General features: G+C 65.8%; 24 protein-coding genes. 16 read left to right on the top strand and 8 right to left on the bottom strand.

From position 1 onward, the window contains the following. Positions 1-694: intradiol ring-cleavage dioxygenase (locus tag AC5RTT_RS13685; RefSeq protein ID WP_494145651.1), on the top strand; the 694-nt coding region annotated here is incomplete at its 5' end. Between the two features lie 10 nt (positions 695-704). Further along, the gene (locus AC5RTT_RS13690; protein ID WP_494145652.1) at positions 705-2009 is read left to right on the top strand and encodes a M18 family aminopeptidase; all 1305 of its coding nucleotides are present in this window, start codon (positions 705-707) and stop codon (positions 2007-2009) included. A gap of 27 nt (positions 2010-2036) precedes the next feature. Here AC5RTT_RS13690 and AC5RTT_RS13695 read toward each other — a convergent pair whose 3' ends face one another. After that, the gene (locus AC5RTT_RS13695) at positions 2037-4730 is read right to left on the bottom strand and encodes a helix-turn-helix transcriptional regulator (protein WP_494145653.1); all 2694 of its coding nucleotides are present in this window, start codon (positions 4728-4730) and stop codon (positions 2037-2039) included. 487 nt (positions 4731-5217) lie between these two features. Here AC5RTT_RS13695 and AC5RTT_RS13700 point away from each other — a divergent pair, with 487 nt between their 5' ends. From AC5RTT_RS13700 to AC5RTT_RS13735, 8 genes are all read left to right on the top strand, one after another. After that, a complete protein-coding gene (locus AC5RTT_RS13700; protein WP_494145654.1) occupies positions 5218-6636 on the top strand; it encodes an amino acid permease in 1419 nt (472 codons plus the stop codon). Positions 6637-6916: 280 nt separating this feature from the next. Beyond that, positions 6917-7222, top strand: a complete 306-nt coding sequence (gene rpsF / locus AC5RTT_RS13705; RefSeq protein WP_015939036.1) for a 30S ribosomal protein S6 — start codon at positions 6917-6919, stop codon at positions 7220-7222. A 74-nt stretch (positions 7223-7296) separates the two neighbouring features. Then, positions 7297-7869, top strand: a complete 573-nt coding sequence (locus AC5RTT_RS13710) for a single-stranded DNA-binding protein (protein ID WP_009357084.1) — start codon at positions 7297-7299, stop codon at positions 7867-7869. Positions 7870-7996: 127 nt separating this feature from the next. After that, positions 7997-8236: a 30S ribosomal protein S18 gene (gene rpsR, locus AC5RTT_RS13715; protein WP_003800144.1), complete on the top strand. Its 240-nt coding sequence runs from the start codon at positions 7997-7999 to the stop codon at positions 8234-8236. A gap of 17 nt (positions 8237-8253) precedes the next feature. After that, the gene (gene rplI, locus AC5RTT_RS13720) at positions 8254-8706 is read left to right on the top strand and encodes a 50S ribosomal protein L9 (protein ID WP_009357083.1); all 453 of its coding nucleotides are present in this window, start codon (positions 8254-8256) and stop codon (positions 8704-8706) included. Between the two features lie 138 nt (positions 8707-8844). After that, positions 8845-9696 (top strand): PhzF family phenazine biosynthesis protein, encoded by an 852-nt coding sequence (locus AC5RTT_RS13725; RefSeq protein WP_494145655.1) that lies wholly within the window; start codon positions 8845-8847, stop codon positions 9694-9696. A 105-nt stretch (positions 9697-9801) separates the two neighbouring features. Beyond that, positions 9802-10428 carry an FMN reductase gene (locus AC5RTT_RS13730; protein WP_494145656.1) on the top strand — a complete coding sequence of 209 codons (627 nt, stop codon included), beginning with the start codon at positions 9802-9804 and terminating at the stop codon, positions 10426-10428. Positions 10429-10487: 59 nt separating this feature from the next. After that, positions 10488-10811, top strand: coding sequence for a TFIIB-type zinc ribbon-containing protein (locus AC5RTT_RS13735; protein ID WP_494145657.1), 324 nt, complete (start codon positions 10488-10490; stop codon positions 10809-10811). 9 nt (positions 10812-10820) lie between these two features. On the opposite strand, the gene AC5RTT_RS13740 is transcribed toward AC5RTT_RS13735, so the two are convergent. Beyond that, positions 10821-11393: a hypothetical protein gene (locus AC5RTT_RS13740; RefSeq protein WP_494145658.1), complete on the bottom strand. Its 573-nt coding sequence runs from the start codon at positions 11391-11393 to the stop codon at positions 10821-10823. A 14-nt stretch (positions 11394-11407) separates the two neighbouring features. After that, entirely contained in the window at positions 11408-11680 is a 273-nt protein-coding gene (locus tag AC5RTT_RS13745; protein WP_494145659.1) for a hypothetical protein, read from the bottom strand. Between the two features lie 661 nt (positions 11681-12341). Here AC5RTT_RS13745 and dnaB point away from each other — a divergent pair. Beyond that, on the top strand, positions 12342-13724 hold the full coding sequence (dnaB, locus tag AC5RTT_RS13750; protein WP_009357077.1) for a replicative DNA helicase: 1383 nt from the start codon (positions 12342-12344) through the stop codon (positions 13722-13724). 8 nt (positions 13725-13732) lie between these two features. Here dnaB and AC5RTT_RS13755 read toward each other — a convergent pair whose 3' ends face one another. The 3 genes from AC5RTT_RS13755 to AC5RTT_RS13765 all read right to left on the bottom strand — a co-directional run bounded on the left by AC5RTT_RS13755 (position 13733) and on the right by AC5RTT_RS13765 (position 20036). Next, a complete protein-coding gene (locus AC5RTT_RS13755; RefSeq protein WP_494145660.1) occupies positions 13733-14752 on the bottom strand; it encodes an acyl-CoA thioesterase in 1020 nt (339 codons plus the stop codon). A gap of 101 nt (positions 14753-14853) precedes the next feature. Beyond that, a complete protein-coding gene (locus AC5RTT_RS13760; protein WP_494145661.1) occupies positions 14854-19248 on the bottom strand; it encodes a rhamnogalacturonan lyase family protein in 4395 nt (1464 codons plus the stop codon). Between the two features lie 353 nt (positions 19249-19601). Further along, positions 19602-20036, bottom strand: coding sequence for a DoxX family protein (locus AC5RTT_RS13765; RefSeq protein ID WP_494145662.1), 435 nt, complete (start codon positions 20034-20036; stop codon positions 19602-19604). 116 nt (positions 20037-20152) lie between these two features. Here AC5RTT_RS13765 and AC5RTT_RS13770 point away from each other — a divergent pair, with 116 nt between their 5' ends. The 3 genes from AC5RTT_RS13770 to AC5RTT_RS13780 all read left to right on the top strand — a co-directional run bounded on the left by AC5RTT_RS13770 (position 20153) and on the right by AC5RTT_RS13780 (position 22612). Beyond that, a complete protein-coding gene (locus tag AC5RTT_RS13770) occupies positions 20153-21505 on the top strand; it encodes an MATE family efflux transporter (protein ID WP_494145663.1) in 1353 nt (450 codons plus the stop codon). A gap of 53 nt (positions 21506-21558) precedes the next feature. Next, positions 21559-22149, top strand: a complete 591-nt coding sequence (locus AC5RTT_RS13775; RefSeq protein WP_494145664.1) for a hypothetical protein — start codon at positions 21559-21561, stop codon at positions 22147-22149. A gap of 103 nt (positions 22150-22252) precedes the next feature. Further along, complete coding sequence (locus AC5RTT_RS13780; protein ID WP_494011448.1) at positions 22253-22612, top strand: hypothetical protein; 360 nt, start codon at positions 22253-22255, stop codon at positions 22610-22612. A 28-nt stretch (positions 22613-22640) separates the two neighbouring features. On the opposite strand, the gene AC5RTT_RS13785 is transcribed toward AC5RTT_RS13780, so the two are convergent. Continuing rightward, on the bottom strand, positions 22641-23186 hold the full coding sequence (locus tag AC5RTT_RS13785; RefSeq protein WP_494145665.1) for a CGNR zinc finger domain-containing protein: 546 nt from the start codon (positions 23184-23186) through the stop codon (positions 22641-22643). Positions 23187-23257: 71 nt separating this feature from the next. Between AC5RTT_RS13785 and AC5RTT_RS13790 the strand changes: the two genes are divergently transcribed. Both AC5RTT_RS13790 and AC5RTT_RS13795 read left to right on the top strand, forming a co-directional pair. Next, entirely contained in the window at positions 23258-24307 is a 1050-nt protein-coding gene (locus AC5RTT_RS13790; RefSeq protein ID WP_494145666.1) for an EamA family transporter, read from the top strand. Between the two features lie 163 nt (positions 24308-24470). Then, complete coding sequence (locus AC5RTT_RS13795) at positions 24471-24743, top strand: DUF2277 domain-containing protein (RefSeq protein ID WP_494145667.1); 273 nt, start codon at positions 24471-24473, stop codon at positions 24741-24743. A gap of 33 nt (positions 24744-24776) precedes the next feature. Here the strand turns inward: AC5RTT_RS13795 and AC5RTT_RS13800 are convergent. Further along, on the bottom strand, positions 24777-25131 hold a 355-nt coding region (locus AC5RTT_RS13800), incomplete at its 5' end, for an HAD-IC family P-type ATPase (protein WP_494145668.1).

The following is a 25131-nucleotide window of genomic DNA, read 5'->3' on the forward strand; positions in this document are numbered from 1 at the left end:
GGCGCCGGCCACCGGCTCCTTCCCCGGCAGCCCGAATCCCACGCTGACCCGCGCGCTGGCCGAATGCGGCGTCGAGACCCCGCGCGAGACGGCAGGTCCTTTCCCGGGAGACGGCTCGAATGGCCCGGATGCGCTCACGGCGTCGGGGGTGGTGCGCCGGGACAGCAGCGCCAGCTTCGGCACAGCGTCGGGCCGGGCGGAGGGCGTTCCGTTGGCGTTCACCCTGACGCTCCTGGACAACGCGAACGGCTGCGTTCCGCTGGCCGGTGCGGCCGTGTACGCCTGGCACTGTGACCGGCAGGGCCGGTATTCGCTGTACGACCCGGGCGTGGAGGGCGAAAACTACCTGCGTGGCGTGCAGGAGGCGGACGCCAACGGGCAGGTCACCTTCACATCCATCTTCCCGGGCGCCTACCCGGGCCGCTGGCCGCACATCCATTTCGAGGTGTTCGAGTCGATGCGCAATGCCACGACGGCCGGGCGCGTACTGGCTGTGTCACAGATTGCGCTCACCCAGGCGGCCTGTGAGGACGTCTACGCCACGGCGGGATATGAGGGGAGCGTGGCGTCGATGCGGCGCACCACCTTGCGGACAGACAGCGTGTTCCGGAACGACGGCGGTATCTACCAGCTAGCCACCATGACCGGATCGTCGGCGGAGGGGTACACGGCTGGGCTCAACGTCACCCTCTAGACTCGGGACCATGCCTTTCGAATCCACCGCCGCAGAGCACATCCAGGACCTTGCTGCCTACGTCAGCGCATCGCCGTCGAGCTTCCACGCGGCGCACGAGGCGGGCCGGCGGCTGGAGGATGCCGGATTTACGCGGCTGGACGAGCAGGAACCGTGGGAGGACGGGCCCGGCTCGTTCTTCATCATCCGGGACGGTGCCGTGGTGGCCTGGGTGGTGCCGGAGGGTGCCGGGCCCACGACCGGCTTCAATATCCTCGGCGCCCACACCGACTCGCCGACCTTCAAGCTCAAGCCCAAGCCCACCACCGGCGCCCATGGCTGGCTCCAGGCCGGGGTGGAGGTGTACGGCGGTCCCCTCCTGAACTCCTGGCTGGACCGGGAGCTGCAGCTGGCGGGGCGGCTGGTGATGCTGGACGGTACGGAGCACCTCACCGCCACAGGTCCCATGCTGCGGTTCCCGCAGCTGGCGATCCACTTGGACCGGGCGGTCAACGAGGGGCTGGCCCTGGACAAGCAGCGGCATATGAACCCGGTGTGGGGACTGGGGAATCCAGCAGACTTCGACCTGCTGGCAGTTTTGGCTTCGTCCGTGCCCGGCGCGTCCGCGGACCCGGCACGGATCGGCGGGTACGACGTCGTCATTGCCGACACGCAGGCCCCCGCGGTTTTCGGAGGCAAGGGGGAGTTCTTCGCGTCCGGGCGGCTGGACAACCTTTCTTCCACCCACGCGGGGCTTGCCGCACTCATTGCCCACGCTTCCGGCGGGGCCGCCCCGGGGGCGCCGATCGCGGTCCTTGCAGCGTTTGACCATGAAGAGATCGGCTCCAACTCCCGCTCCGGTGCGTGCGGGCCCATCCTTGAGGACGTCCTGGTGCGCATCTCCGACGGCCTCGGTGCCTCCGTGAGCCAGCGGCGGCAGGCGATCGCGGCGTCGTTCTGCCTGTCAGCCGATGCCGGCCACGCCGTCCACCCGAATTACGCGGAGCGCCACGATCCGGCCAACCTGCCGGCGCTCAACGGCGGTCCGCTGCTGAAGATCAATGCGAACCAGCGGTATGCCACTGATGCTTTCGGAGCCGCCTTCTGGGCGCGGCTGTGTTCCGAATCCGGAGTGCCGTACCAGGAGTTCGTGTCCAACAACGCGATTCCGTGCGGTTCCACCATCGGTCCGCTGACGGCCACCCGGCTTGGCATCCGCACTGTGGATGTGGGAGTGCCGCTGCTTTCCATGCATTCCGCCCGAGAGCTGTGCGGCGTGGAGGACCCGCACCGGCTCGCCACCGTGACGGGGTTGTTCTTCCAGACTGCCGCCTAGCTTTCCGGGCTCTTCCTGGAGAGTCCGTTACAGGACCGGCAGCACATAGGGTGCTGCCGCACCGTCGTCCCTGGCGGCGGCAAGGGCAGTCAGTTGCGCACGCGACTCCACCCCAAGTTTCCGGTAGATGGAGGTCAGGCGAACCTCAACGGTGCGCACCGAAACGTAGAGCGTGGCTGCGATGTCCTTATTGCGCATCCCGCGTGCCACCATCTTGGCCAAAGCACGTTCGTGGTCCGCAAGCATGAGCATGGCAGGGTTGTCCGGCCGCCGTGCGGGTTCCAGGAGCTCGTGGAAAAGGAACGCGTCCACGTGCTGGCTCCATGCCGCAGCCCCCTTCTCCTCGAACATCACCTTGGCGTGGGCAAGGGCGTCGCGTGCGGCCCGGACCCGGCCAAAGGCGTTCAACCGTTCGGCGTAGCACAGCAGCGTCCGTGCCCGTTCCAGCACGGAATCTTGCACGCCCCTGCCCTCCAGCGCCTGGCTGAACAACTGCAGCGACTGCTCGCCGTCGGCCAGCATGGCACGGCTCCGCGCCACCGCCATGATGAGCCAGGGCGACCTCAGTCCCACGGAGCGGCTTTCCAGGCGCAGCAATGCCTGCGTTGCCTCCCGGTGGCGGCCAAGCCTGATCAGGACCTCCACCAGGTCCGCCTCGCACCGCAGCAGGGCGGGGTTGCCGAAAACCTTTCCGATCTCTGCCGCCCGGGACAGCTGGGCGAAGGACTCGGCCAGGTCGCCTCGGAGCAGGGCAAAGTGGCCCTGCCAGGCGGCCAGCTGGGCGGTAATGGCCGGATGGCTTTCAGAGCCTGCATAGCGGAGTGCCTCAGAGGCGGCTGCCTGTGCCGCCGCCTCGTCTCCCAAGGCATGAGCCCGCCAGACCCGGAAAATATGCCGCATTCCGCGGTGGTACTTGTTCTCTGGCTCGTGGCGCTCCAGATCGTCGATGAGCGTGACCGCGGCCCGGACGTTCCCGGCCCGGATTTCATTGTCCACTGCCAGGAACACTGCGGTTTCGCGCCAGTTGACGCTGCCGGCGTCCATTGAGCTCCGCACCAGGGCGAACGCCTCCTGCGCGTGGTCGTAGCGTTCCGCATACGTGAGGGCCCGCCCCTGTACCAGCAGGCTGAGCATCCGGACGCTTCCCGCCGGTTCGTGCTTGCGGCTAAGGGTGCCCGTGTCCCCGCTGGTGGAGGCAACGAGCATCCTCGCGCGCTCGATGACTGCGAGGCATTCAGCAGTTGCAGATTCCTGGAGCCCGGTAGCGTGTTCCAGCAGCTCGACGGCGTCGCCCAGCTCCCACCGCTCGGCGAAGTAGAGCGCGGCCAGCGCCAGCAGGTGTGCCGCGTACCCCGGATCATGGCAGCCAAATTCCTTCGCCAAGCGCAGCACCATGCTTGACCGGACACTGCCGCCCTGGATGAACTCGATTTCGAACGACAGGCCTGTCAGCCGCAGGACCAGGGCAGGGTTCCGCGTCACCCGCTGCGCCCATTCCAGGTAGCGCCTGGCGTACACGAACTCACCCCGGTTGAACATGAGCCCGGCCACGGTGGTGAGGCGGGCAGCGGTTTCCGCTTCCCAAGGATTGATGGCCAGGGCCCGCTCGATGCATTCCACCGCAAATGGGACCTCCCCTTCCGCGATGAGGTCCACGGCGCTGCGAAGAAGGCCGAAGGGAGTCTGCCGCTCCATGGCGGTAAAGCTCAGGTGCCAGCGGCGGGCGTGGGGATCCGTTGCCCCTGACGCCTCTGCGAGTGCAAGGTGGCCCGCCGTGCGCACGGCGGGCGTCAAGGCCGAGAACACGTAACCGCGCAGCAACTGGTCAGGGATTCCCAGGTGCGGCCCAAACCGGGTCACCAGGCCGCCGGCAAGGAGTTCGTCCACACCGGCCCACAATTCCGGGACGACGCCTTCCAAGGCGGTGATGTCACTTCGGCGGGACAGGGCGAGGAGGTCCAGGACGTGGCGCGCACCAGGCGTCAACGTGGCGACGGCGGAGGCGGCTTCCGCTTCCAGGCTGTCACTGCAGGGGAGCGGAACGGGCATAGCGTACTTCCCCTCCGCCTGGCGGTCCAGGAGGCGGCGGTAAAGCTCGACGGCGGCCAGCGGGTTTCCCTGGCTGGCGGCGGCAACTGCGTGTGCCGCCGCCGTCGTGCGGTGGCGCGAGGGGATTGCCTCCAGCATGCGTACCGTGTCGCTGTAGCTCAAGGGAACAAGGTGGAGAACGGCCGGCCCGCCGAGGGGGCTTTGGGATGCGTCCCCGCGCACGCTCATGATCAGCGCTATGTCCGTTCCGGCGAGCCGCCGGCTCATGAATCCGATGACCGCCTGGCTGCCGGCATCCAATTGGTCCGCGTCATCAATGACGATAACCGTCCGGGCGGAGGACCGCTGGTGGAGGCCCTTGAGCAGCATTGTGCCCACCGTGGGGATGCTGAGTGCTCCTGCAGCATCCTGGAGGACTTCATCGGCGATCCCGTTGAGTACGGGATCGTCCATGCCGCTGAGGAGCGCCGTAAGGCCGGAGAATGGCCAGTCCGACTCGGCGGCGCTGGCGGCGAGGAAGACCGTGCGGTGGCCGGAGAGGCCGGGGACTTCGGCAAGCAGGGCAGATTTGCCCATGCCACGCGGGCCACTGATGGTGAGGGCGGTTTCCTTGGGACCCCGGATCGCCGAACGGATCCGGTCCAGCTCCTTGTTGCGGCCAACTAAGCACATGGGTCCCCATCCCTGAAGAAGGAGACCACTTTCTTTCGCTTCAATTCGTTCCAACAATGACCGCCGCACTGCCGGTTACGGGGCCGCAACCGGAGGTCTGGCAAGCTGCAGGCCCAACGCCTCCAGCACGGTACCCAGCCGTAAAAGGAAATATAACGCCGCGCCGTCAGGGGGCACCATTCAAATACCCGCTGGATTGGCTCAAGATTGACGCCGTGTGATTTCCGCTGCGTTTCAACGTTTCCCGGGAAATACCTTTTGATTACTCCTGCTGTTCGCACCTGTGAGAAGATCTGAACCCGGTTCCGGCCATCTGTGCGGGTGCACATGACGCCCGTTCCCGCGACCCGCTTAGGGTTGGAAAAACCCTGTGACCCACCGCACTGGATGCAGCGTTGAACGCAACCGGCCAGCTCCCTGACATCGGCGTCCGGCGTCCGGCGTCCGGCTTCCATCCATTCCGCAATGACCCAAAGGACGGCGCTCCATGCCCGCTGACCAGCAGTTAGCCAAGTCGCTCAAGCCGCGGCACCTTTCCATGATCGCGATCGCCGGCGTCATCGGCGCAGGCCTCTTTGTCGGTTCCGGTGCCGCCATCCAGCAGGCCGGGCCCGGAATCCTGGTGGCCTACATGGCAGCAGGCATCGTGGTGGTCCTGGTAATGCGCATGCTCGGTGAAATGGCTGCGGCCAACCCGGAGACCGGTTCCTTTTCCACCTATGCGGACAAGGCGCTCGGCCGCTGGGCGGGATTCAGCATCGGCTGGCTCTACGCCTGGTTCTGGATCATCGTGCTCGGCATTGAGGCCACCGCCGGTGCGGCCATCATGCACCGTTGGGTGCCGGGCATCGACCAGTGGATTTGGGCACTGATCCTGATGGTCCTGCTGACGCTGACCAACCTTGGCTCGGTGAAGTCCTACGGCGAGTTCGAGTTCTGGTTTGCCTCCATCAAGGTCGCGGCGATCGTGCTGTTCCTGCTCTTCGGCGCCGCCGCCATCCTTGGGCTGGTCCCGGGCGTCCCGGCCCCCGGCCTGAGCAACCTCGTGGATAACGGCGGGTTCATGCCCAACGGCGCAGGTGCTGTCCTGGCCGGCATCCTGGTTGTGGTCTTCTCCTTCTTCGGTGCCGAGATTGCCACCATCGCCGCCGGCGAATCCGAGAACCCGGTGGATGCGGTCAAGAAAGCTGTGAAGTCCACCGTGTGGCGCATCCTGGTCTTCTACATCGGCTCCATCGCCATCGTGGTCACCCTGCTGCCCTGGAACGATGCCAGTGTGGCGAAAAGCCCCTACGTTGCCGTGATCGAACTTTTCGGCATTCCCGGCGCCGGCACCATCATGGACGTCGTGGTCCTTACCTCAGTGCTGTCCTGCCTGAACTCGGGCCTTTATACAGCCAGCCGCATGCTCTTCTCGCTGTCGAAGCGCGGCGACGCACCCGCATCCTGGACGAAGATCTCACGCCGCGGGGTGCCCGCCTCTGCCGTGCTGGCCTCCACCGTGGTCGGGTTCGTGACGGTGGGCCTGAACTACATCGCCCCGGACACTGTCTTCCTGTTCCTGGTCAACACCTCCGGCGCCATCGCCTTGTTCGTGTGGCTGGTCATCGCGTCCTCGCAGCTGATCCTCCGCAGGCGGATGGGTGCTGCGGGCAAGGACCTGGCGCTGAAGATGTGGCTCTTCCCGTACCTGACCTGGCTGGCCATCGCCAGCATCGTGGCCCTGGTGGTGGGCATGGTCATCCTGGAATCCACCCGCGAGTCCCTGCTGTTGTCCGTGGCGCTGGCCGCCGTAGTGGTGGCCGTGGGCGTCGGGCGCTACCGCAAGTCCGGCCCGGCTTCCGCCGAGTCCTCGGACGCAGGTGAACCCCGTGATGTCCCCGTTACGGCGGGCTCGGCGTCGTAATTCCTGCCCCTCCTGTTCAACCAACCGCCCGCCCGGAAGCTCCCTCGGCTCCCGGGCGGGCGGTTTTCCACATAGGGGCACCCGTGCTGCGGTCTGCCGGGCACCGGCATTAGGCTGGAAGTCAAGGGCGAATCGCCTATCCGTTCCAAATGCACTAAGATATTGAAGTCTGTGCTGCGTCCCGCCCCGTTCCGGTGGCTGGCCACGGCACGGCATCGCAAATGAACCTCCTGTTACGGAAATGCCGTAACCGCTTAGCCCAAAGGAGGTGGGTTCACATATGCGTCCTTACGAATTGATGGTAATCATCGACCCCGAGGTCGAAGAGCGTACCGTTGAGCCGTCGCTTCAGAAGTTCCTGAACGTCATCACCAACGATGGTGGAACCATCGAAAAGGTTGACATCTGGGGCCGTCGCCGTCTGGCTTACGACATCAAGAAGAAGTCCGAAGGTATCTACGCCGTGGTGAACTTCACCGCCAAGCCGGAAACCGCCAAGGAACTTGACCGCCAGCTGTCTCTTAACGAGACCATCATGCGCACCAAGATCACCCGCCCCGAAGAGCAGAAGGTTGTTGCTGAGTAATTTCAGCATCGATTTTCATTCTTTACCCCGCAGGAAACGAACTCTTCACCCAGGATCGAACAAGGAGGCAGTAGATGGCAGGCGAAACCACCATTACGGTCATCGGTAACCTCACCAATGACCCGGAATTGCGGTTCACACCGTCCGGTTCGGCAGTAGCGAACTTCACCATCGCTTCCACCCCGCGCACCTTTGATCGCCAGTCCAACGAGTGGAAGGACGGGGAAACCCTGTTCCTCCGCGCGGCCGTCTGGCGTGAAGCAGCCGAAAACGTTGCCGAGTCCCTTACCAAGGGCATGCGCGTCATCGTTACCGGCCGTTTGAAGAGCCGTTCCTACGAAACCAAAGAAGGCGAAAAGCGCACTGTTATTGAGCTTGAGGTCGACGAAATCGGCCCCAGCCTGCGCTATGCCAATGCCAAGGTCAACCGTACCCAGCGCTCCGGCGGTCAGGGCGGCGGCTTTGGTGGCGGCAACAGCGGCGGTGGCTTCGGAGGCGGCAACTCTGGTGGAAGCCAGGGCGGCAACTCCGGTGGAGGCTGGGGCGGCGGCAACCAGCAGGCTGCGCAGGATGACCCCTGGGCTACGCCCGGCGTCTCCAACGCGGGCGGCTGGGGCAACGGCCCCGATTCCGAACCTCCCTTCTAACAACCAATAAAGGCCCGACGCCGGGACCGCAGAAAGTGCCTTCGGCACTTGAGCGCGGATGCCGCTGCCGGACCACCACCATCCCGTGGATCAACATCCACGGGCTCCCTAGAATAGGAGCTCCACGATGGCTAAGGCTGAACTCCGTAAGCCCAAACCAAAGTCCAACCCCTTGAAGGCCGCTGACATCACTGTCATCGACTACAAGGACGTAGCATTGCTGCGCAAGTTCATCTCCGACCGCGGAAAGATCCGCGCCCGTCGCGTCACCGGCGTCACGGTCCAGGAACAGCGCAAGATCGCACAGGCAATCAAGAACGCCCGCGAAGTTGCTCTGCTGCCTTACTCCGGCGCTGGCCGCGGCTAAGGAAGGGATTAACTAACATGGCAAAGCTCATTCTGACCCACGAAGTAACCGGTCTCGGTGCTGCCGGCGACGTTGTCGAGGTCAAGGACGGTTACGCACGTAACTACCTGCTGCCCCGTAACTTCGCCCTGACCTGGTCGAAGGGTGGCGAGAAGCAGGTTGAGTCCATCAAGGCTGCCCGCGCCGCCCGCGAGCACGCTTCCCTGGAAGACGCTCAGAAGCAGGCCGCTGCACTGCAGTCCAAGCCGGTTCAGCTCGTCGTCAAGGCCGGCGAAACCGGACGCCTGTTCGGCACGGTCAAGCAGGCCGACGTCGCCAACGCTGTTGAGGCCGCAGGCCTGGGCAGCATCGACAAGCGCAAGGTTGAACTGCCCGTCCACATCAAGTCGGTCGGTTCCTACCAGGCAAACGTCCGTCTGCACGACGACGTTGCCGCTGTGATCGAACTCGACGTAGTTGCGGGGAAGTAGTCCCAGACTGCACCTGAAGGACCCCCGCCGCCGGATTCCGGCGGCGGGGGTCTTTTGCTTTGTTTCAGGGGCTGTGCAGTTCGGCCGCGACGTGGCGGTCGCCGGTGCCCTGGTCAGCACTGCTGCTAACATGCAGCCGTGACTATCGAAACCATGCGGCAGCGCCCCTTCCACCAGGTTGATGTCTTCTCTGACCGGGCGTACCGGGGCAATCCGCTGGCCGTTGTCCTTGACGCGGAGGGCCTCACAGGAAGCCAGATGCAGCACTTTGCCAACTGGACCAACCTGTCCGAGACCACCTTCCTGCTGCCCCCGACGGATCCCCGGGCGGACTACCGGGTACGGATCTTCACCGGCAGCGAGGAGTTTCCCTTCGCGGGGCACCCGACGCTGGGCTCGGCCCACGCCTGGCTGGAGGCCGGTGGAGTGCCGAAGTCGGCCGGCAGCTTGGTGCAGGAGTGTGGGGCTGGTTTGGTCCGGATAAAGAACGACGGCGGCAGGCTGGCTTTTGCCGCTCCGCCCCTGACCCGCTTTGGGCCGGTGGATGGACACACCAAGCGGCAGTTGGCGGCGGCACTGCGCCTGGCGCCCGAAGACATCCTCGACGCTTCCTGGCTGGTAAACGGGCCGGAATGGATCGGCGTGCTGCTGGCTTCTGCAGCCCAGGTGCTTGCGCTGGAACCCGATCTGGCGCTGATGGGTGATTTGAAGGTGGGCGTGGTGGCGCCGCACAGGCCGGGCGCGGACGTCGACTTTGAAGTCCGTACCTTCATTCCCGGGGACGCCATGGTGGAGGATCCCGTTACCGGCAGTTTCAATGCGGGTGCGGCGCAATGGTTGATGGCCAGTGGCCGGGCCCCGCAGGAATACGTGGCTGCACAGGGGACCGTCCTGGGCCGTGCCGGACGCATCCATGTCAAGGCCGGAGTCGGAGAAACCTGGATCGGGGGCAACTCCAGCACCTGCATCCGCGGCTCGGTACTCCTGTAGCCCCGCGGCCAGAACGGGCCGCGGGAATACGCTCGGGAATCCCACGGTTCACCATTTAGATGCATATGCATGTATGGTGAATGAACGAGCAACAGGAGAAATGCCATGGAAACCCGCCGCATCACAGTTCTTTCCGCCGGACTCGGCGTCCCGTCGTCGAGCCGCCTGCTTGCTGACCAGCTGGCAGCTTCGGCGGAGCGGCAGCTCTCGGCGGCCGGCTACGACGTGACGGTGGACGTCGTGGAACTCCGCGACCTGGCGGTGGACATCGCCAACAACTTTGTGACCGGTTACCCCGCTCCGCGCCTGGCGGAAGCTATTGCGGGCGTGGAAGCATCTGATGGACTGATCGCAGTAAGCCCCGTATTCAGTGCGTCCTACAGTGGCCTGTTCAAGTCATTCATTGACGTTCTTGACCCCAAATCCCTGGACGGCAAGGCGGTCATGCTGGGCGCCACCGGCGGAAGTGACCGCCACCAGATGGTCCTGGACTACGCCATGCGTCCACTGTTCAGCTACCTGCGGACGCGGATTGCCGCCACGGGCGTCTTCGCAGGTCCGCAGGACTGGGGAACCGTGGACGACGGCGGCTCCTCCCTCGCGGAGCGGATTGACCGTGCTGCCGGCGAGTTCGCCGGACTGCTGACCGGCACCCAGCCCGGCCGCAAGCCCTCCCCGCTGCAGTCCCTCCCCTTCGAGCAGCTGCTGGCAGGCATTTCCGGCAACCGCTGAAACCGGACGCAGCGAACTTACAGGGACAGCCGGTCGTTGTGCCGGATATGAAATGCCCTGTGGATTCCGTAGACCTGTTGATGACCGAGCGCAGCGGGGTGGAAATTGACTACTGTCCGCAGTGCCGTGGGGTCTGGCTGGACCGTGGCGAGCTGGACAAGATCCTGGACCGGGCCGCGGACCTGATGCCCGGCACGGCGCCTGCCCGGCCGGCACCCTCCGCCTCAGGCCCCACTCCGCCGCCGCTCTATCCCAACTTCCAGCCGCGGCGTGAGCAGCCCCGATACGACGACCGGAAATACGGCAAGCAAGGGTATGACCGGGACTACGACCGCCGGCATAAGAAGAAGGAAGGCTGGCTGGGGGATCTGTTCGATTTCTAGGCCGGAGCCTTAATCGTCGAGCAGCTCGATGAACTCCCGGGCCTGCTTCATGGAGATATCCGAGTGGCGGGTCAATGCCATGGCAGCCGCCTCCGTATCACCGTTCCGTGCCAGGGTGCGGATCCTGCCGTAGATCTCGTCGTTGAGCATGTTGCTGCTGACCTCGCGGGTGACGTCGCCTTTGCTCACAATGGCGCGGTAGCGATAAGGGAACCGCTGCGGCTCGTCGTCGTCGTCTTCGTCAGGCTCCTGGGCGGCGGCTTCCGGGCTCCGGTAGGGCTGCGGGTGTGCGGCCAGTGCCCCCACCGCATCGCGGGAGGCGCGCAATCCGTCGCCGGTGGCCTCGTAGTACAGCTTGATGGCCGCCATGGCCTGCCCCTGGGCGATAAGGGCGTAGAGCCGCCGGTGCTCGTCCTCCGAGAGCTTGGCTGCAGCTGCACGGGCAAGCTCGGCGGAGGACGCCGCGGGCTGCGGAGTGGCGGCCGGATGTGCTGCCTTGCGTTTCCCAAAAGCGCGCATGGCAAGAATGACTCCAGCCGCTACGGCCAGGAGGATAAGGACAGGGACCACAAGCGATTCCATTGTTCTAAAGCCTTCTATGTGTTTCCTGGCCGGTGCCAGATCTGTTTGCCTGCATCCTGCTGTGCAGCGTTCTGGCCATGGCGCGTCTTCCCCTCCAGCCGGGCGCGGGCAGCGGTGGCCGCTTGGACCTGTGCTGCATAGTGCCGGGCCGAACGTTCGGCAAGGTCGCGCTGATATTTTTCCGCGTCGGAAATGCCGGAGTCCCGGGGGCTCAGGGCGGTGAAAAGACCCCACAGGAGCGCCACCAGGACAATTGCCGGCAGAAGCACCAGCATCAGTTCGCCCATACCTAGAGCTTATGCCAGATCCACGTTATCCACAGCAATATTCACGCGGGGGCATACAGTGCGGCGGGGAGCAGCGGAAGGGGCCGAGAGGGGAATATGAGAAGCGCCACTTGCTGCCCGTGGCGAGTGTCACTCGAATCGTTTGGTCACCTCCAGGCCCAGGCGAAGCGGTGGGACCTGTGGATGAAATTCCACAGAAGAAATATTTACTCCACAGACTGAACGTATAGTTTTCGCAGGTCAGAGGCGCTTTGGGGGCAAAAGTTTTTTTTGTTTCCACAGGTTTTCACACAGGCTGTGCACAAGCTATGCCCCTCAGTGCACAGGTTATCCACAGTCTGTTCGGCTTGCTGGCTTTGCGGCCGGGGCCCGGGGGGCTAGCGTAGCGGAGTACCTGTTGTGAGGGCAGGAAATGGTTCCGGCATTAGGGACGAGAGTCCAAAGTGCGGCCAGTAACTGTCCTCAGGAGAGGCCTCTGTGGAAAACCTGTGGACAGTGGGGATAACTCCCGAATCACCTGCTTTTCGGGTGGCGGCGGCATTGTCGGACCCCGCCGGTAGAACTGGACAGGTGGCTGGGCACGGACTTTTCCGGGTGAGCCTCAAACAGGACAGTAACCACCGGGCAATCCCTGTCCCGGTACAGATGGAGGACGGCAGCTTTGTCAATCGCGCAACTGGACCCGGTAGAGACTACCCGCGGATCAGACTCCAGCCGAAAGCCTCCCCAGGACATCGCCGCCGAGCAGTCGGTTCTTGGCGGCATGATGCTGTCCAAGGATGCCATCGCTGACGTGGTGGAGATCCTCCGGGGCCAGGACTTCTACCGTCCGGCCCACGAAACCATCTACGAAGCCATCATCGACCTCTACGGCCGGGGTGAGCCCGCGGACGCCGTGACTGTCTCGGACGAGCTGACTAAGCGTGGCGAGATCAACAGGATTGGCGGCCCGGCCTACCTCCATGAACTGATCCAGACCGTTCCCACGGCGGCCAATGCCGGGTATTACGCCGAGATCGTGGCAGAACGCGCCGTCCTGCGGCGCCTCGTGAATGCCGGCACCAAGATCGTCCAGCTCGGCTACGGCTCCGATGGCGAGGTGGAGGAGCTGGTCAACCAGGCGCAGGCGGAGGTCTACGCGGTGGCTGAGCGCCGGACGGCCGAGGACTATGTGGTGCTCAAGGACGTCATGGAGTCCACCGTGGACGAGATTGAGGCGTCCGGGCACCGCGGTGAGGGCATGACCGGCGTCCCCACCGGATTTTATGAGCTTGACGAACTCACCCACGGCCTCCACCCCGGGCAGATGATCGTGATCGCTGCGCGCCCCGCCGTCGGTAAGTCCACCTTCGCGCTGGATTTCGCCCGTTCCGCGGCCATCAAGAACAACCTGGCAACGGTCATGTTCTCGCTCGAAATGGGCCGGAACGAGATCGCCATGCGACTCCTCTCGGCGGAAGCCACCATCGGCCTGCAGGACCTCCGCAAGGGGACCATCAAGGACGAGCAGTGGTCCAAGATCGCCACCACCATGGGCCGGATGAACGACGCACCGCTCTTCATCGATGACAGCCCCAACATGTCCCTGATGGAAATCCGGGCCAAGTGCCGCCGCCTGAAGCAGCAGCACAACCTCAAGCTCGTCATCCTGGACTACCTGCAGCTCATGAGCTCCGGCAAGAAAGTGGAGTCCCGCCAGCAGGAAGTGTCCGAATTCTCGCGTGCCCTCAAGCTGCTCGCCAAGGAACTCGAGGTCCCCGTCATTGCCCTGTCCCAGCTCAACCGTGGGTCTGAACAGCGGCAGGACAAGCGCCCCATGGTTTCGGATCTTCGAGAGTCGGGTTCCATTGAGCAGGATGCCGACATGGTGATCCTGCTCCACCGCGAGGACGTCTACGACAAGGAATCACCGCGCGCCGGCGAAGCGGACATCCTGGTGGCCAAGCACCGTAACGGCCCGACGAAGGACATTGTGGTCGCCTTCCAGGGCCACTACTCGCGGTTCGCGAACATGGCGGCCGACGCCGGGGGCGGCGGCTTCTAGCAAAGGCGTCAGGCCGGAGCGGCCGGCCCGGCGTCCTGTCCGGCCAGGCGGCGCGCCTCAGCCTGCTCAAGCAGGTGGTTCGGCAGCCGGTTTCCAGGGGCGGTGCCCCGAATCTCCAGCAGCTCGCGCGCATGCGCGTGCAGCCTCTTGTCCTCCTCGCTGACCGGCACCCACGTGGGGACAGGCACGGAGTTGCCCTCGGCGTCGCGCGCCACCATGACGGTGAGGCAGTAGGTGGTGAGGTTCAGCTCGTCGCCCTTGGGGTCGCCGGACCGGACGTGGACGGCAACGTGCATGCCCTTGGTCCCGGTGTAGACCAACCGGGCCTCCACCTCCACCACGTGTCCGATCAGCAGCGGCCGGTAGAAGCGCACGCCGCCGGAGAATACCGCCACTGTGTCCATGCCGCAGTAGCGGGACGCGCAGACATAAGCGGCCTCGTCGATCCACTTCATCACGATGCCGCCGTGGACCTTGCCGCCCCAGTTCACGTCGGTGGGGGCCGCCATGAACCGCAGGGTAACCCGTTCGGCGGTACCGGCACCCGTATATTCCTGCCGGTTCATAGCTTCCACAATCTGTTCGCGGACCTTGATCCGGGCCAGGGCGTGGTCGCGCTGCTCGATCTCGGCAGGCGTGGCGGGCTCGAACTGCTGCACCGGAATAGGTTTGCCGTCCTCGCCCACCGCCACGAAGATCACCATGCACTGGCTGCGCATGGTGGCGGGCCCGCTTTTGGGATCCCCGGAGGAAACCACGGTGCGGATATGCATGGAGGACCGTCCGGTGTACACAATGGTGGCTTCCACCTCCACCATGTCGCCGCTGTTGACCGGGTCCGCGAAATGGATGTTTCCGACGTAGGCGGTGACGCAGTAGGACTTGGCCCAACCCACCGCAGCAGCATAGGCGGCCTTGTCCACCCACTCCAGGACTGTCCCCGCATCCACCGAGCCGCTGTGGCCCACATCCATTGGGGCGGCCAGGAAGCGCAGGGTCACGGAGTTCGAAGTGCCGGTCGCAGTCATGGTGCGATCATACTGACGCCCCCGGTTACCGGCGGGTTTGGGGCGAAACACAAAGCTGCCCCGTCCGCCGGAAAGGCGGACGGGGCAGCGTCGCGGAACCCCTAGCCGGCGCGGGTGTACACGATGTCCGGCTGGGCAGGAAGATCCATTCCTTCACCGATGAAGAAGCCCGGGTGCGGCGGCTGGTTGTAGGAGATGTTCTCCCGCGCCACGGACAACCGGTACACCGGATCGTGCATCAGGGTCCGGAGCCGGATGTCCGTGCCCGCCGTGGTGGTGTAGATCCGCAATTCGGTGCTGTCAGCCGAAGGCCAGGCGATTTCCTCGCGCCAGTCACCCAGCAGGTCGGCCTGGATGGCAGGCGTGCCCTTGGTGCTGTTGTTCGACTTTGCACCCGTTGCGGTCAGCAGCCGTTCGCTTGTTGCGGCCTGCCAGTTCCACTTGGCGACGCTGGGCGTTCCGGTGCTTGTGGTGGCGTCCCAGTCGTGGTCGACGATCTCACGGAGCAGGTCACCGTCCCACCAGGCCAGGAAGTTGGCCGCAGGAATCTTTTCGGCGATCAGCTCACCCCTGGCGGAGCGGAGCTGGCCGACGGGGGAGTTCCACGCGGCGTCCCCGCCAATGGCCCAGCCCTCGGCGCCCGGGTGCCGAGGATCGATGTCGCCCATTGCAGCCCGGCCGGTGTCCCTGACCGCAGGGATGCTCCACAGGACAGCGCCGGTCTTGGAGTCGCGGAAGGTGGCGCCCCGGTTGCCGCTGGATCCCATGTCCTCGTGGGCTGCAAAGGTCTCCAGCCCCGGGCGGGACGGGTCGAAATCGCTGGTGTGGATGGCGTCACCGTGGCCCAGGCCGGTGGTGTAGAGCGGCTTGCCGTTGTCGTCGATGGTCATGGAACCGAAGACGAACTCGTCCTTGCCGTCCGCGTCCACATCGGCAACGGACATATTGTGGTTGCCCTGTCCGCGGTACTGCGCCCCGCTGGCGTCAGAGTCGAAGATCCAGCGTTTGGTGATCTTGCCGCCCACAAGGTCGTAGGCGGCCAGGACTGCGCGGGTGTAGTAGCCGCGGCTGAACATCATGGACGGGCGTTCCCCGTCCAGGTAGGCCACGGCACCCAGGAACCGGTCCACGCGGTTGCCGTAGGTATCGCCCCATGCCCCCACATCCCCGCGCGGCGGATCGTAGGCCACGGTGTCCATCACGGTGCCGGTGGCGCCATGGAAGACGGTGAGGAACTCCGGGCCGGTGAGCACATAGCCGCTGCTGTTCCGGTGGTCGGCGCTACCGCTGCCGATGACCGTTCCGGCGCCGTCACGCGTTCCGTCCGCGGTCTTCATGGCCACTTCGGCCTTGCCGTCGCCGTCGAAGTCGTACGCCAGGAACTGGGTGTAGTGCGCCCCGGCACGGATGTTCGGTCCCATGTTGATCCGCCAGAGCCTGGTGCCGTCCATCCGGTAGGCGTCCACGTAGACCGTGCCCGTGTAGCCCGCCTGCGAGTTGTCCTTGGAATTGGACGGGGACCACATCTGGATGATTTCGTACGTGCCGTCCCCGTCCAGGTCCGCGACGCTCGCGTCACCGGCGGAGTAGGTGTAGGGCTGCCCGTCTTTGGTGTAGTCGTCAGCCGGTTTGTCCAGCTTCACCGAAAGGTAGTCCTGCGCCAGCGGCGTGAACTCCGCGGTCAGCTGGTCCCCACCGGCGCCAACGGCCTTGATGGCGTAGCGGGAAGCGGCCGTCCCGGCCGGGTCAAGGAAGGTGGTGCTGTTGCGGATGGGCTCCTCGGTGAGCTGCACGCCATCGCGGATCACGTGGAACCCAATCTGCTCCGGGTCCAGGCCCAGCATGCGCCAGCCCACCCGTACACCGCCCTCGGTCAGGAGTGCCACGGGAGCACGGTCAATCTGCTCCATCTGCCGGTTGACCACCGTGATCTTTTCCGTGCCGATCACGGGGGAGGGGAGCGACTCGCCGCCCTTGTTGACGGTGGTCACCCGGTAGTAGTACCTGATGGTGGTCAGCACGGTGTAGTCGGTGAAGTTCACCTCGGATGCGCGGCCGACGTACTCGAAGGGCCCGTCCGGCGAGGTGGAGCGGTAGACCTGGTAGGCGGCGGCGTCGGCCACCTTCTGCCATTTGAGGGTGACGCTGGTCTTCTCCACTGCCTTGATGTCCACCTTGGCGGTGGCGGCCGGGACCGGGGTGGCCGGATCAACCAGCGCGGTCTCCGCGGTGTTGGAGCTGACCGACTCAAGGCCGGTGCTGTCCAGGGCGGTCACGAAGTACTTGTAGGAGAGCCCCGGGAAGGCGGTGGTGTCCTGGAAGGCCGGAGCCGCCACGTTTTCAGCCACCAACTGGGGCTCGGTCTCAAAGGAGGCCTGCCGGAACACCTTGTAGCTCGCGGCGTCGGCCACCGGATCCCAGGCAAGGTCCACGGTGGCGGGGTCTGCGGCGGCGTTCACTGCAGTGGTGCGCAGGTTGGTGGGCCCGACCAGCAGCGGGGTGACCTCCAGGCCGTTGAGCCGCTGGCCGGACCCGCTGATGGCCAGGTTCAGCTGCCCGTCTGAGACCAGGACCTGGTTGATGATCTTGGTGGCGGAGGATTCCCTGCCTGAGGACACCTGCCCGAACGGGATGCCCTCGGCAGCAACGTCCGTCCGGGTGGAGCCGATCCAGTCGCTGTGGTATGTCTTCAGGGCGTAGGTGCCGTTGGGGACGTCCAGCCGGAACTCAAGGCTGCTGCCGCTCAGGACGAAGTCCCGGAGGAGGTTGCTGGTCACGGCGCCTCGGTCGCGGTCGCTGAGGACGGAGGTGTCCTTGAAGCCGAACGTCCGTTCCGGGGTGTAGGGCATGGTCCGGTTCACCTCGGTGTAGCCTGCTTCCACCGGTGCCCCCACCGGGCCGAAGTCGAACTTGTACTTCGCCTTTTTGGTGGTCAGGGCCAGTGCGTCGCTGGGCTCGGACAGGCCCTTGCCGTTCATCGCGGCCACCCGGACGCTGTAGGCCGTGCCTTCGGCAAGTCCGGCCAGGTTGGCGGTGGGAACGGTGGCGGTGGTGGTGAGCATGTACGAGCTGTCGGGTTCGTCGGCCAGCTTGCGGTACACCTTGTAGATGTCGGCACCTTCGACCGGCTGCCATTTGAGCAGTGCCCCGGCATTGGAGATGCTTCCCGCCACCAGTCCCTGCGGCTTTGCGGGAACGGACGACGGCGGCGCCACCTCCCGGACGCGCGTGGCCAGGGGCAGGTTCAGGCTCTTCACGGCGCCTGCGACCAGGCGGGCGATCTGGATGGCGCCATATTCCTGGAAGTGGGTGTTGTCCACGGTGCCGGTGGGCCGGTTGGGGTAGACGCCGGCATCAACGTGGAGGAAGACGGACTTGGTGTCCTCGGGGCCGATCTGGTCGTAGTACGCACGGCTTGAGGCGGAGAGGTCCACCAGGGCCACGTTTTCCTCGGCCGCAAGCTCCTGCATCTTGGCAACGTATTCGGGGAAGCTGACGCGGAACTTGCCCGTGGCCTCGTCGTAGTCGCGGCGGCCCACCGGCGTCACCAGGATGGGGGTTGCACCGCGCTGGCGGGCGCCATGGACGTAGGTGCGGAGGTATTCCTTGTAGTCTGCGGGGGACGCATACCGGTCATCCACGCCGATGGTGGCGTCATTGTGGCCGAACTGGACCATCAGGTAGTCGCCGGGATTGATGACGCGCAGGATTTCGTCCAGGCGTCCCTGGCTGATGAAGTTCTTCGAGCTCCTGCCGCCGATGGCGTGGTTGCGGAAGGTCACGGCGCCGTCGAAGTAGCGGTCGATCATCTGGCCCCAGCCCGCCTGCGGGACGTAGCCGGGATCGTAGGTCTGGACCGTCGAGTCGCCGGCAAGGTAGACGCCAGGATCGCTGGTGGCGGTGCGGGGGGCCCGCGCGGCGATGACCAGCGAGTTGATTTTGGCCGCGGTGCCGCTGAAGTCGAGGTTCAGCTGGCCGTCCACCAGTGAAATGGGGAACTCCATCTCCAGGTACTGGCCGGCAGGCTTGTCCGTGAGCTGGACCTTGGCCATTTTCTCCGCTGTGATGGCGATGTTGGTTGCTTCCGCGGCGTCGCCGGCTATCAGCTTGACCGTGTAATCACCGTTCGGAAGGTCCACGAGGAAGGTGCTGCCCTGGGCCTGCACGAAGTCGGAACGGAGGGCGTCGCCGGTGCCGCGGTCCGTGCCGGAGGTGGCGGCACTGTCCGCAAAGCCGAACTTTCCTGCTGCGGAGTACTGCGTGCCGGCCTCCACATGCGTGTAGCCGGCCGCCGTTGCCCCGGGACCGAAGTCGAACTTGAACCCGCTTCCCACAGGGGGCAGGGCGGTGTTCGCATGGACAGCGGGGAGGCCGGTGAAGGCTATCGCAGCCGAGGCGATGGCTGCGGTGGCGGCCTTGGCGCCGGAAGCGGCAAGGCGTCGCCGCCGTGGCGGGCCTTCCAGGGTTTCGAGGATAGGTTGCGGGGGTTGGTTCACGGACATCTCCTTCGATGAGCGGTAGCAACGCAGCCCGGTCGGTTGGAACGATTCAAAAGCAGTGCGCTCCAGAGGGTGCACATTGCATTTTGAGGGTGGATCCCGAAGGGGGAGCCGGGGTAATGAGGCTGAGACCTGGGTGCGGGTGATGCAGCTCGCACGCTGCACTCACCATGGTCTATCAGCTTGCCGCGGCGCAAGGCAAGCGTTTTCCCGATCTTTCCCGCGTGGAAGTGATGTTTGCTGTTCGAATTTGTTGGCCAATGATGGCCGGCTTGATGGTTAATTCCCGACGGCGGCCGAGGCACCTGGGTGCGCGGCCGCCGTCGGGATTTAGCCTTCCTGGTTCCTATTCAGGCGAGGATGGCCAGCCTGGAGTTGTTGCGGCCGAAGAGGGCCCGGTCCACCGAGAGGCGGCCGGCGCCGGTAAGCGCCAGCGCGAAGGCCGCCGCTGCCAACAGCAGCACCAGTTCGTAGCCGCCGTTCGCAGCGAAGACACCTGCGGAGGCGTGGACCAGGAAGAGGGCGCCGAGCATGTCGAGGGCCAGAAGTGCGGCAACGACCCGGGTGAGGATTCCCAGGATGAGGGCAATGCCGCCGGCGAGTTCGAGGACGGCTACCGCCGGGGCCGCGATCTCCGCAGCGGGCACGCCCATCTTGGCGAAGGAGGCCTGGGTGCCGGGGATGGTCCACTCGGAGAACTTCTGCCAGCCGTGGGCTGCAAAGAGGAAGCCGAGGATGATGCGCAGGGCGGTGAGGGCGGTGGTGGTAAGTCGGGGCTGGTTCATGCCTTCCAGTCTTCAGCAAAAATAGTTGAAGAGTCAACTATCGTGCCTGAAGTGTGAACTTTGTCATGAATGTCTATCCCAAGGCACGGCCAGGGTCTCCCCGTTAAGCTGGCACGGTGCCCCAACCATCAACCCCCCTTCGCGTGGCAGCCCGCAGGAGCCACGGCCGGGAAATCCTCCGCCTCGCCGTCCCCGCTTTCGGCGCGCTGGTGGCCGAACCCCTGTTCCTGCTCGCGGACTCGGCCATCGTGGGGCACCTGGGGGTGGAGCAGCTGGCCGGGGTCGGACTGGCATCGGCGGTGCTGCACACCGCCGTCGGGCTCATGGTGTTCCTGGCCTACTCAACAACCCCGGCGGTGGCACGTGCCATCGGCGAGGGGCAGTTGGGTAGGGCCCTGGCGGCGGGGCGCGACGGCGTCTGGCTGGCACTGCTGCTAGGCGTCGTCCTTGCGGTGGCCGGCTTCGCGGCAGCTGAGCCGCTGATCGGGCTGATGGGCGCGGAGGGGCAAGTCCGCACCTTCGCCGTGGATTACCTGCGCTGGTCCATGCCGGGACTGGTGGCCATGCTCCTGGTCTTTGCCGGGACCGGGGTCCTCCGTGGCCTGCAGGATACGCGGACGCCGCTGGTAGTTGCCACCGCCGGCTTCGGAATAAACATCGTCCTGAACCTTTGGCTGGTCTACGGTCTCGGCTTGTCGGTCACCGGCTCCGCGGTCGGGACCAGCCTGGCGCAGTGGGCCATGGCCTGCGTGTATGTGGCAATGGTCCGGCGCAACGCCGTCCGGCACGGCGTCAGCCTCCTCCCCAGCTGGCGGGGGATCCGGAGCATGACCAGGGTGGGGTCCTGGCTCATGCTGCGCACCTTGAGCCTGCGCGCAGCCATCCTGGTGACGGTGCTGGTGGTGACCGGGCAGGGCGCCGTGAACCTTGCAGCGCACCAGCTGGCGATGACAATCTTTTCGTTCCTGGCTTTTGCCCTGGATGCGTTGGCAATTGCCGCCCAGGCGTTGATCGGCAAGGAGTTGGGGGCCTCCAATGCCGCCAAGGCGCGCGCGCTTACGCGGACAATGATCCGCTGGGGCATCGGCCTCGGCGTGCTGACCGGACTGCTGCTGGCGGCGGTGGCGCCCTGGGTGGGGGCACTCTTTACGGCCGACCGGGAGGTGCAGTCCGTCCTGGCTGTTGCCCTGTGGATCCTTGCCGCCGGCCAGCCCGTTGCCGGGTACGTCTTCGTCCTGGACGGTGTGCTGATTGGCGCCGGGGATGCCAGGTACCTGGCGCTGGCCGGACTGGTGAACCTCGCCGTCTATCTGCCCCTGCTGGCCGCCGTCGCCTGGTCCGGCGCCGCCGGGGCGACGGGCCTGGGTTGGCTTTGGGCGGCCTTCGCGGTGGGTTATATGGCCGCCCGGGCAGTGACTTTGGGCCTCCGTGCCAGGGCGGACCGGTGGATGGTCCTGGGCTCGGCCTGACTTTTGCGCCCACCCTCGATACACGGCGAAGCGCTCCCCACTAAACTGGTCCGGTGACGCAACCACTTACCCCCGCAGGCGCCGCTCCCAAAGCCGCTCCCCGGTCCGACCTGTGGAAGCCGGTCCTGCTCCGCTCTGCGGCTGCGCTGGTGTTCGGTGCCGTGACCATCTTCTGGCCCTCGCCCTCCATTGAAGTCATGGGCTGGGCCGGCGGGTTGTACCTGCTGGCCACCGGCGTGGTAACCCTCTGGGGTGCGCCGGCCACGGGTTTCCCGCGGGAGTCCGTGCCCGGCAAACTGCTCTCCGCCGCGGGCTCGGTGCTGACCGGTGCCGGTTTCGCGCTGGTGCTGCTGCACGGCGACCTGCTGTTCGCCGTCGTAGCCGCCCTTGGCCTGGGCGCCGCGGGGGCGCTTGAGCTGTGGTGCGGCCTCCGCCACCGCGGCCGGCACGTCCTGGCCCGGGACTGGATCGCGTCCGGCATTATTGGCCTCGGAACCGCCGCCGTCCTGCCCTTCTTCATCAGCCTTGGCGCCCACGCCCTGCTGGGGGTGGCCGGAGGCGGCGCCATCATTTCCGGCGTGTTGTGGGTGCTCTCCGGCCTGACGCTCCGGCACGATGCCCGGGCCGGCGCCCACAAGCCGTAAACTAGGAGGGCGCGGTTCTACTTCTCGTAGAAAATTGGGCCGGCGCACCAGCACATCACCTAAACCAGGACGGCCGGCATGCCGCCTGCAGGGAGGACTTACAGTGGCAGACCAGCATCCAGGAAAACCGCGCAGGCTGCGGACCTCGGTGAAGGGGCCGCTGATGTTCTCCGCGTTCTGGGCCGTCGTCACCTTCATGGCGGTACTGATCTTCGCCTCAGGAGGCAGTGCCAAGACGCCCCGCTTCGACCTCGCCTTCACCGGCGCCGGCATCGCCTTCATCGTCACCCTGGTCATCGCGGCCATGCTTTCAATGAGCTACAAGGAAAACGCCGAGCACCTGGGCAAGGGATCCGGCATCAACCTCAGCTCAGCCAAGAAGTCCTCCCATGGCTTCGGCGCTCCGGGTGCCTCCAATCCGCCCGCTTCCGACGCCGGCCCTGAAGGACCAGCGGAGCGCTGACCCGCCTGCGGGCAGGCTTTCCGCCTGCTCAGCCCGCTGCCGCCTGCCGTGCCCGGTAGGCGGCCACGTGTGCCCGGTTGGCGCAGTTCCCGGTATCGCAGTAGCGCTTGGACCTGTTCCGGGTGAGGTCAAGGACAACGGCGTCGCAGTCCTCCGCCTCACAGGTGCGCAGCCGGTCCATCTCCTTGCCGCGGATCACGTCCGCGAGAGCCATGGCCGCTTCCGTGCTCATCCGGTCAGCCAGCGGGGCTTCGGGAGCAGCGGCATGCAGGTGCCAGTCCCAGCCGTCGTGCTTGACCAGCTGCGGCAGGGCGTTGGCCGAGCGCAGCAACCGGTTCACAATTCCCACCGCCGTCTCCTCATCCGCGGTCCAGAGCCCGGCGAGTTCGTGGCGCAGTGCGCGGACGCTGTCCAGTTCCGCGGCGTCCCTGGTCCTTGATCCGGTAAATCCCTCGGCTTCCAGAAAGGCGTCAAGGTCCGCCTGGCTGGCCAGCTCCTCCCGGCCGTTCGCCGCTGAATTGATGAGGTCCACCACGGAGCGCAGCGCCACCTCAGTGTCAGGGGCAAAAACCATCTTGACTCCTTACAGCGCAGACGGGTACTGTCATGACCAATACCCCACTTTACTCCTGACAGGAGGCAACGGTGCCTGCCGCCAACAACCAACCCCAGAGCCGTGTGGCCCAGGCGGCCGGCCGGGGATTCCTGGCGTCCGGACTTGGCATCGCGCTGTTTTCCTCCGCCGTCTTCGGAACCTCCGGCTCGTTCGCCAAAGCACTGCTGGAAACCGGCTGGTCCACGGGAGCGGCCGTGACGCTCCGGCTGACCGGCGCCGCCCTGATCCTCGCCATCCCGGCCATCCTTGCCCTGCGCGGACGCTGGCACCAGCTGCGGGACAACTGGCTGACCATCCTCCTGTTTGGCCTGATCGGGGTGGCAGCATGCCAGTTGTTCTACTTCAATGCGGTGGCCCGCCTGTCCGTGGGCGTCGCCCTGCTCCTGGAGTATCTGGCGCCCGTCCTGATTGTGCTCTGGCTCTGGGCCGCCAGCCGGAGGCGGCCGCGGGCGCTGACGCTCGGCGGTACCCTGCTCTCCCTGGCCGGCCTGGTGCTGGTCTTGGACCTCACCGGCGCCGTGAAGGTGGATCCCGTGGGCGTCCTTTGGGGGATTGCTGCAGCGGTCTGCCTGGCCATGTACTTCTTCATTACCGCCAAGGAGAACGACACCCTGCCCCCCATCGTGCTGGCCTCGGGTGGCCTGATGGTGGGGGCAGCGGTCATGTGGCTGGCCGGTGCAACCGGCCTGCTGCCCATGACCTTCAGCACAGCGGACACGAAGCTCGGGGGGTGGGTTGCCCCGTGGTGGGTTTCCCTCGCCGGCCTGGTGGTCCTGGCGACAGTCCTCGCTTATGTCTCCGGCATCGTGGCTGCCCGGGCTCTGGGTTCCAAGGTGGCGTCCTTCGTCTCGCTCACCGAGGTTCTTTTCGCGGTGGTCTGGGCCTGGCTGCTGCTGGGCGAACTGCCGGGTGCCATCCAGCTGCTGGGCGGTGTGCTGATCGTAGGCGGCGTCATCCTGGTGCGGCTCGATGAACTGCGGGCCCCGGCCGCGGAAACAGCAGCAGGGCCTGGCAAGGAAGCCGGACCGAAGGCGCCGTCCCCGCTGGAGCACGCGAACGACGTCGAACCCGTCCCGTAGGGCAGGCAGCAGCAGGCGGCAGCCGCGAGGCTTAAAACCGATCCCGGCCGCTGAAACAGTGTCGATGGGCACCTCTGCCCATGCCGGACTCCCCATGGACGGCTGCCTGCCAGCCCGTACGGAAGGGGTCGATCCCAGGCGCTCCAGAGCCTAGCATGGCCTTATGTGCCGGAATATTCGAACCCTCCACAACTTCGAGCCGCACGCCACCTCCGAGGAAGTGCATGCCGCCGCGCTGCAGTACGTGCGCAAGATCAGCGGCAGCAGCAAGCCCTCGAAGGCGAACCAGGAGGCCTTCGATGAGGCGGTCCACGAGATCGCCCACATCACCCAGCACCTCCTCGATTCGCTGGTGACGCAGGCTCCGCCCAAGGACCGGGACGCCGAGGCTGCCAAGGCAAAGGCGCGCGCCGCCGTCCGGTACGGCGCGGCCTGAACCGCCCTGGTTTCCCGGCGGCCCGCCGGCAGGTTACTTGCCGAAGCTGCGCAGCCGCAGCGAGTTGGCCACCACCAGGACTGAGCTTGCCGCCATTGCGGCGCCGGCGATCATGGGATTGAGCAGCCCCAGCGCGGCCACGGGGATCCCCACTGCGTTGTAGAAGAAGGCCCAGAACAGGTTCGTTTTGATCGTCGCCAGGGTCTTCCGGGACAGCTCGATTGCCTGGGCCACCTGGGCGAGGTCGTTGCCCATGACCGTCAGGTCCGCGGCCTCGATGGCTACGTCGGTGCCGGAACCCATGGCAATCCCCAGGTCCGCCTGCGCCAGGGCCGCAGCGTCGTTGACGCCGTCGCCGGCCATGGCCACCGTTGCCCCGCCGGCCTGC

The organism is Arthrobacter sp. Y3221157 (assembly GCF_059089865.1).

Bases quoted from the DNA above. Each gene is read 5' to 3' on its own strand.
- AC5RTT_RS13690 (WP_494145652.1), top strand. From the start codon at position 705: ATGCCTTTCGAATCCACCGCCGCAGAGCACATCCAGGACCTTGCTGCC.
- AC5RTT_RS13695 (WP_494145653.1), bottom strand. From the start codon at position 4,730: ATGTGCTTAGTTGGCCGCAACAAGGAGCTGGACCGGATCCGTTCGGCG.
- AC5RTT_RS13700 (WP_494145654.1), top strand. From the start codon at position 5,218: ATGCCCGCTGACCAGCAGTTAGCCAAGTCGCTCAAGCCGCGGCACCTT.
- rpsF (WP_015939036.1), top strand. From the start codon at position 6,917: ATGCGTCCTTACGAATTGATGGTAATCATCGACCCCGAGGTCGAAGAG.
- AC5RTT_RS13710 (WP_009357084.1), top strand. From the start codon at position 7,297: ATGGCAGGCGAAACCACCATTACGGTCATCGGTAACCTCACCAATGAC.
- rpsR (WP_003800144.1), top strand. From the start codon at position 7,997: ATGGCTAAGGCTGAACTCCGTAAGCCCAAACCAAAGTCCAACCCCTTG.
- rplI (WP_009357083.1), top strand. From the start codon at position 8,254: ATGGCAAAGCTCATTCTGACCCACGAAGTAACCGGTCTCGGTGCTGCC.
- AC5RTT_RS13730 (WP_494145656.1), top strand. From the start codon at position 9,802: ATGGAAACCCGCCGCATCACAGTTCTTTCCGCCGGACTCGGCGTCCCG.
- AC5RTT_RS13740 (WP_494145658.1), bottom strand. From the start codon at position 11,393: ATGGAATCGCTTGTGGTCCCTGTCCTTATCCTCCTGGCCGTAGCGGCT.
- AC5RTT_RS13745 (WP_494145659.1), bottom strand. From the start codon at position 11,680: ATGGGCGAACTGATGCTGGTGCTTCTGCCGGCAATTGTCCTGGTGGCG.
- AC5RTT_RS13755 (WP_494145660.1), bottom strand. From the start codon at position 14,752: ATGACTGCGACCGGCACTTCGAACTCCGTGACCCTGCGCTTCCTGGCC.
- AC5RTT_RS13765 (WP_494145662.1), bottom strand. From the start codon at position 20,036: ATGAACCAGCCCCGACTTACCACCACCGCCCTCACCGCCCTGCGCATC.
- AC5RTT_RS13785 (WP_494145665.1), bottom strand. From the start codon at position 23,186: ATGGTTTTTGCCCCTGACACTGAGGTGGCGCTGCGCTCCGTGGTGGAC.
- AC5RTT_RS13795 (WP_494145667.1), top strand. From the start codon at position 24,471: ATGTGCCGGAATATTCGAACCCTCCACAACTTCGAGCCGCACGCCACC.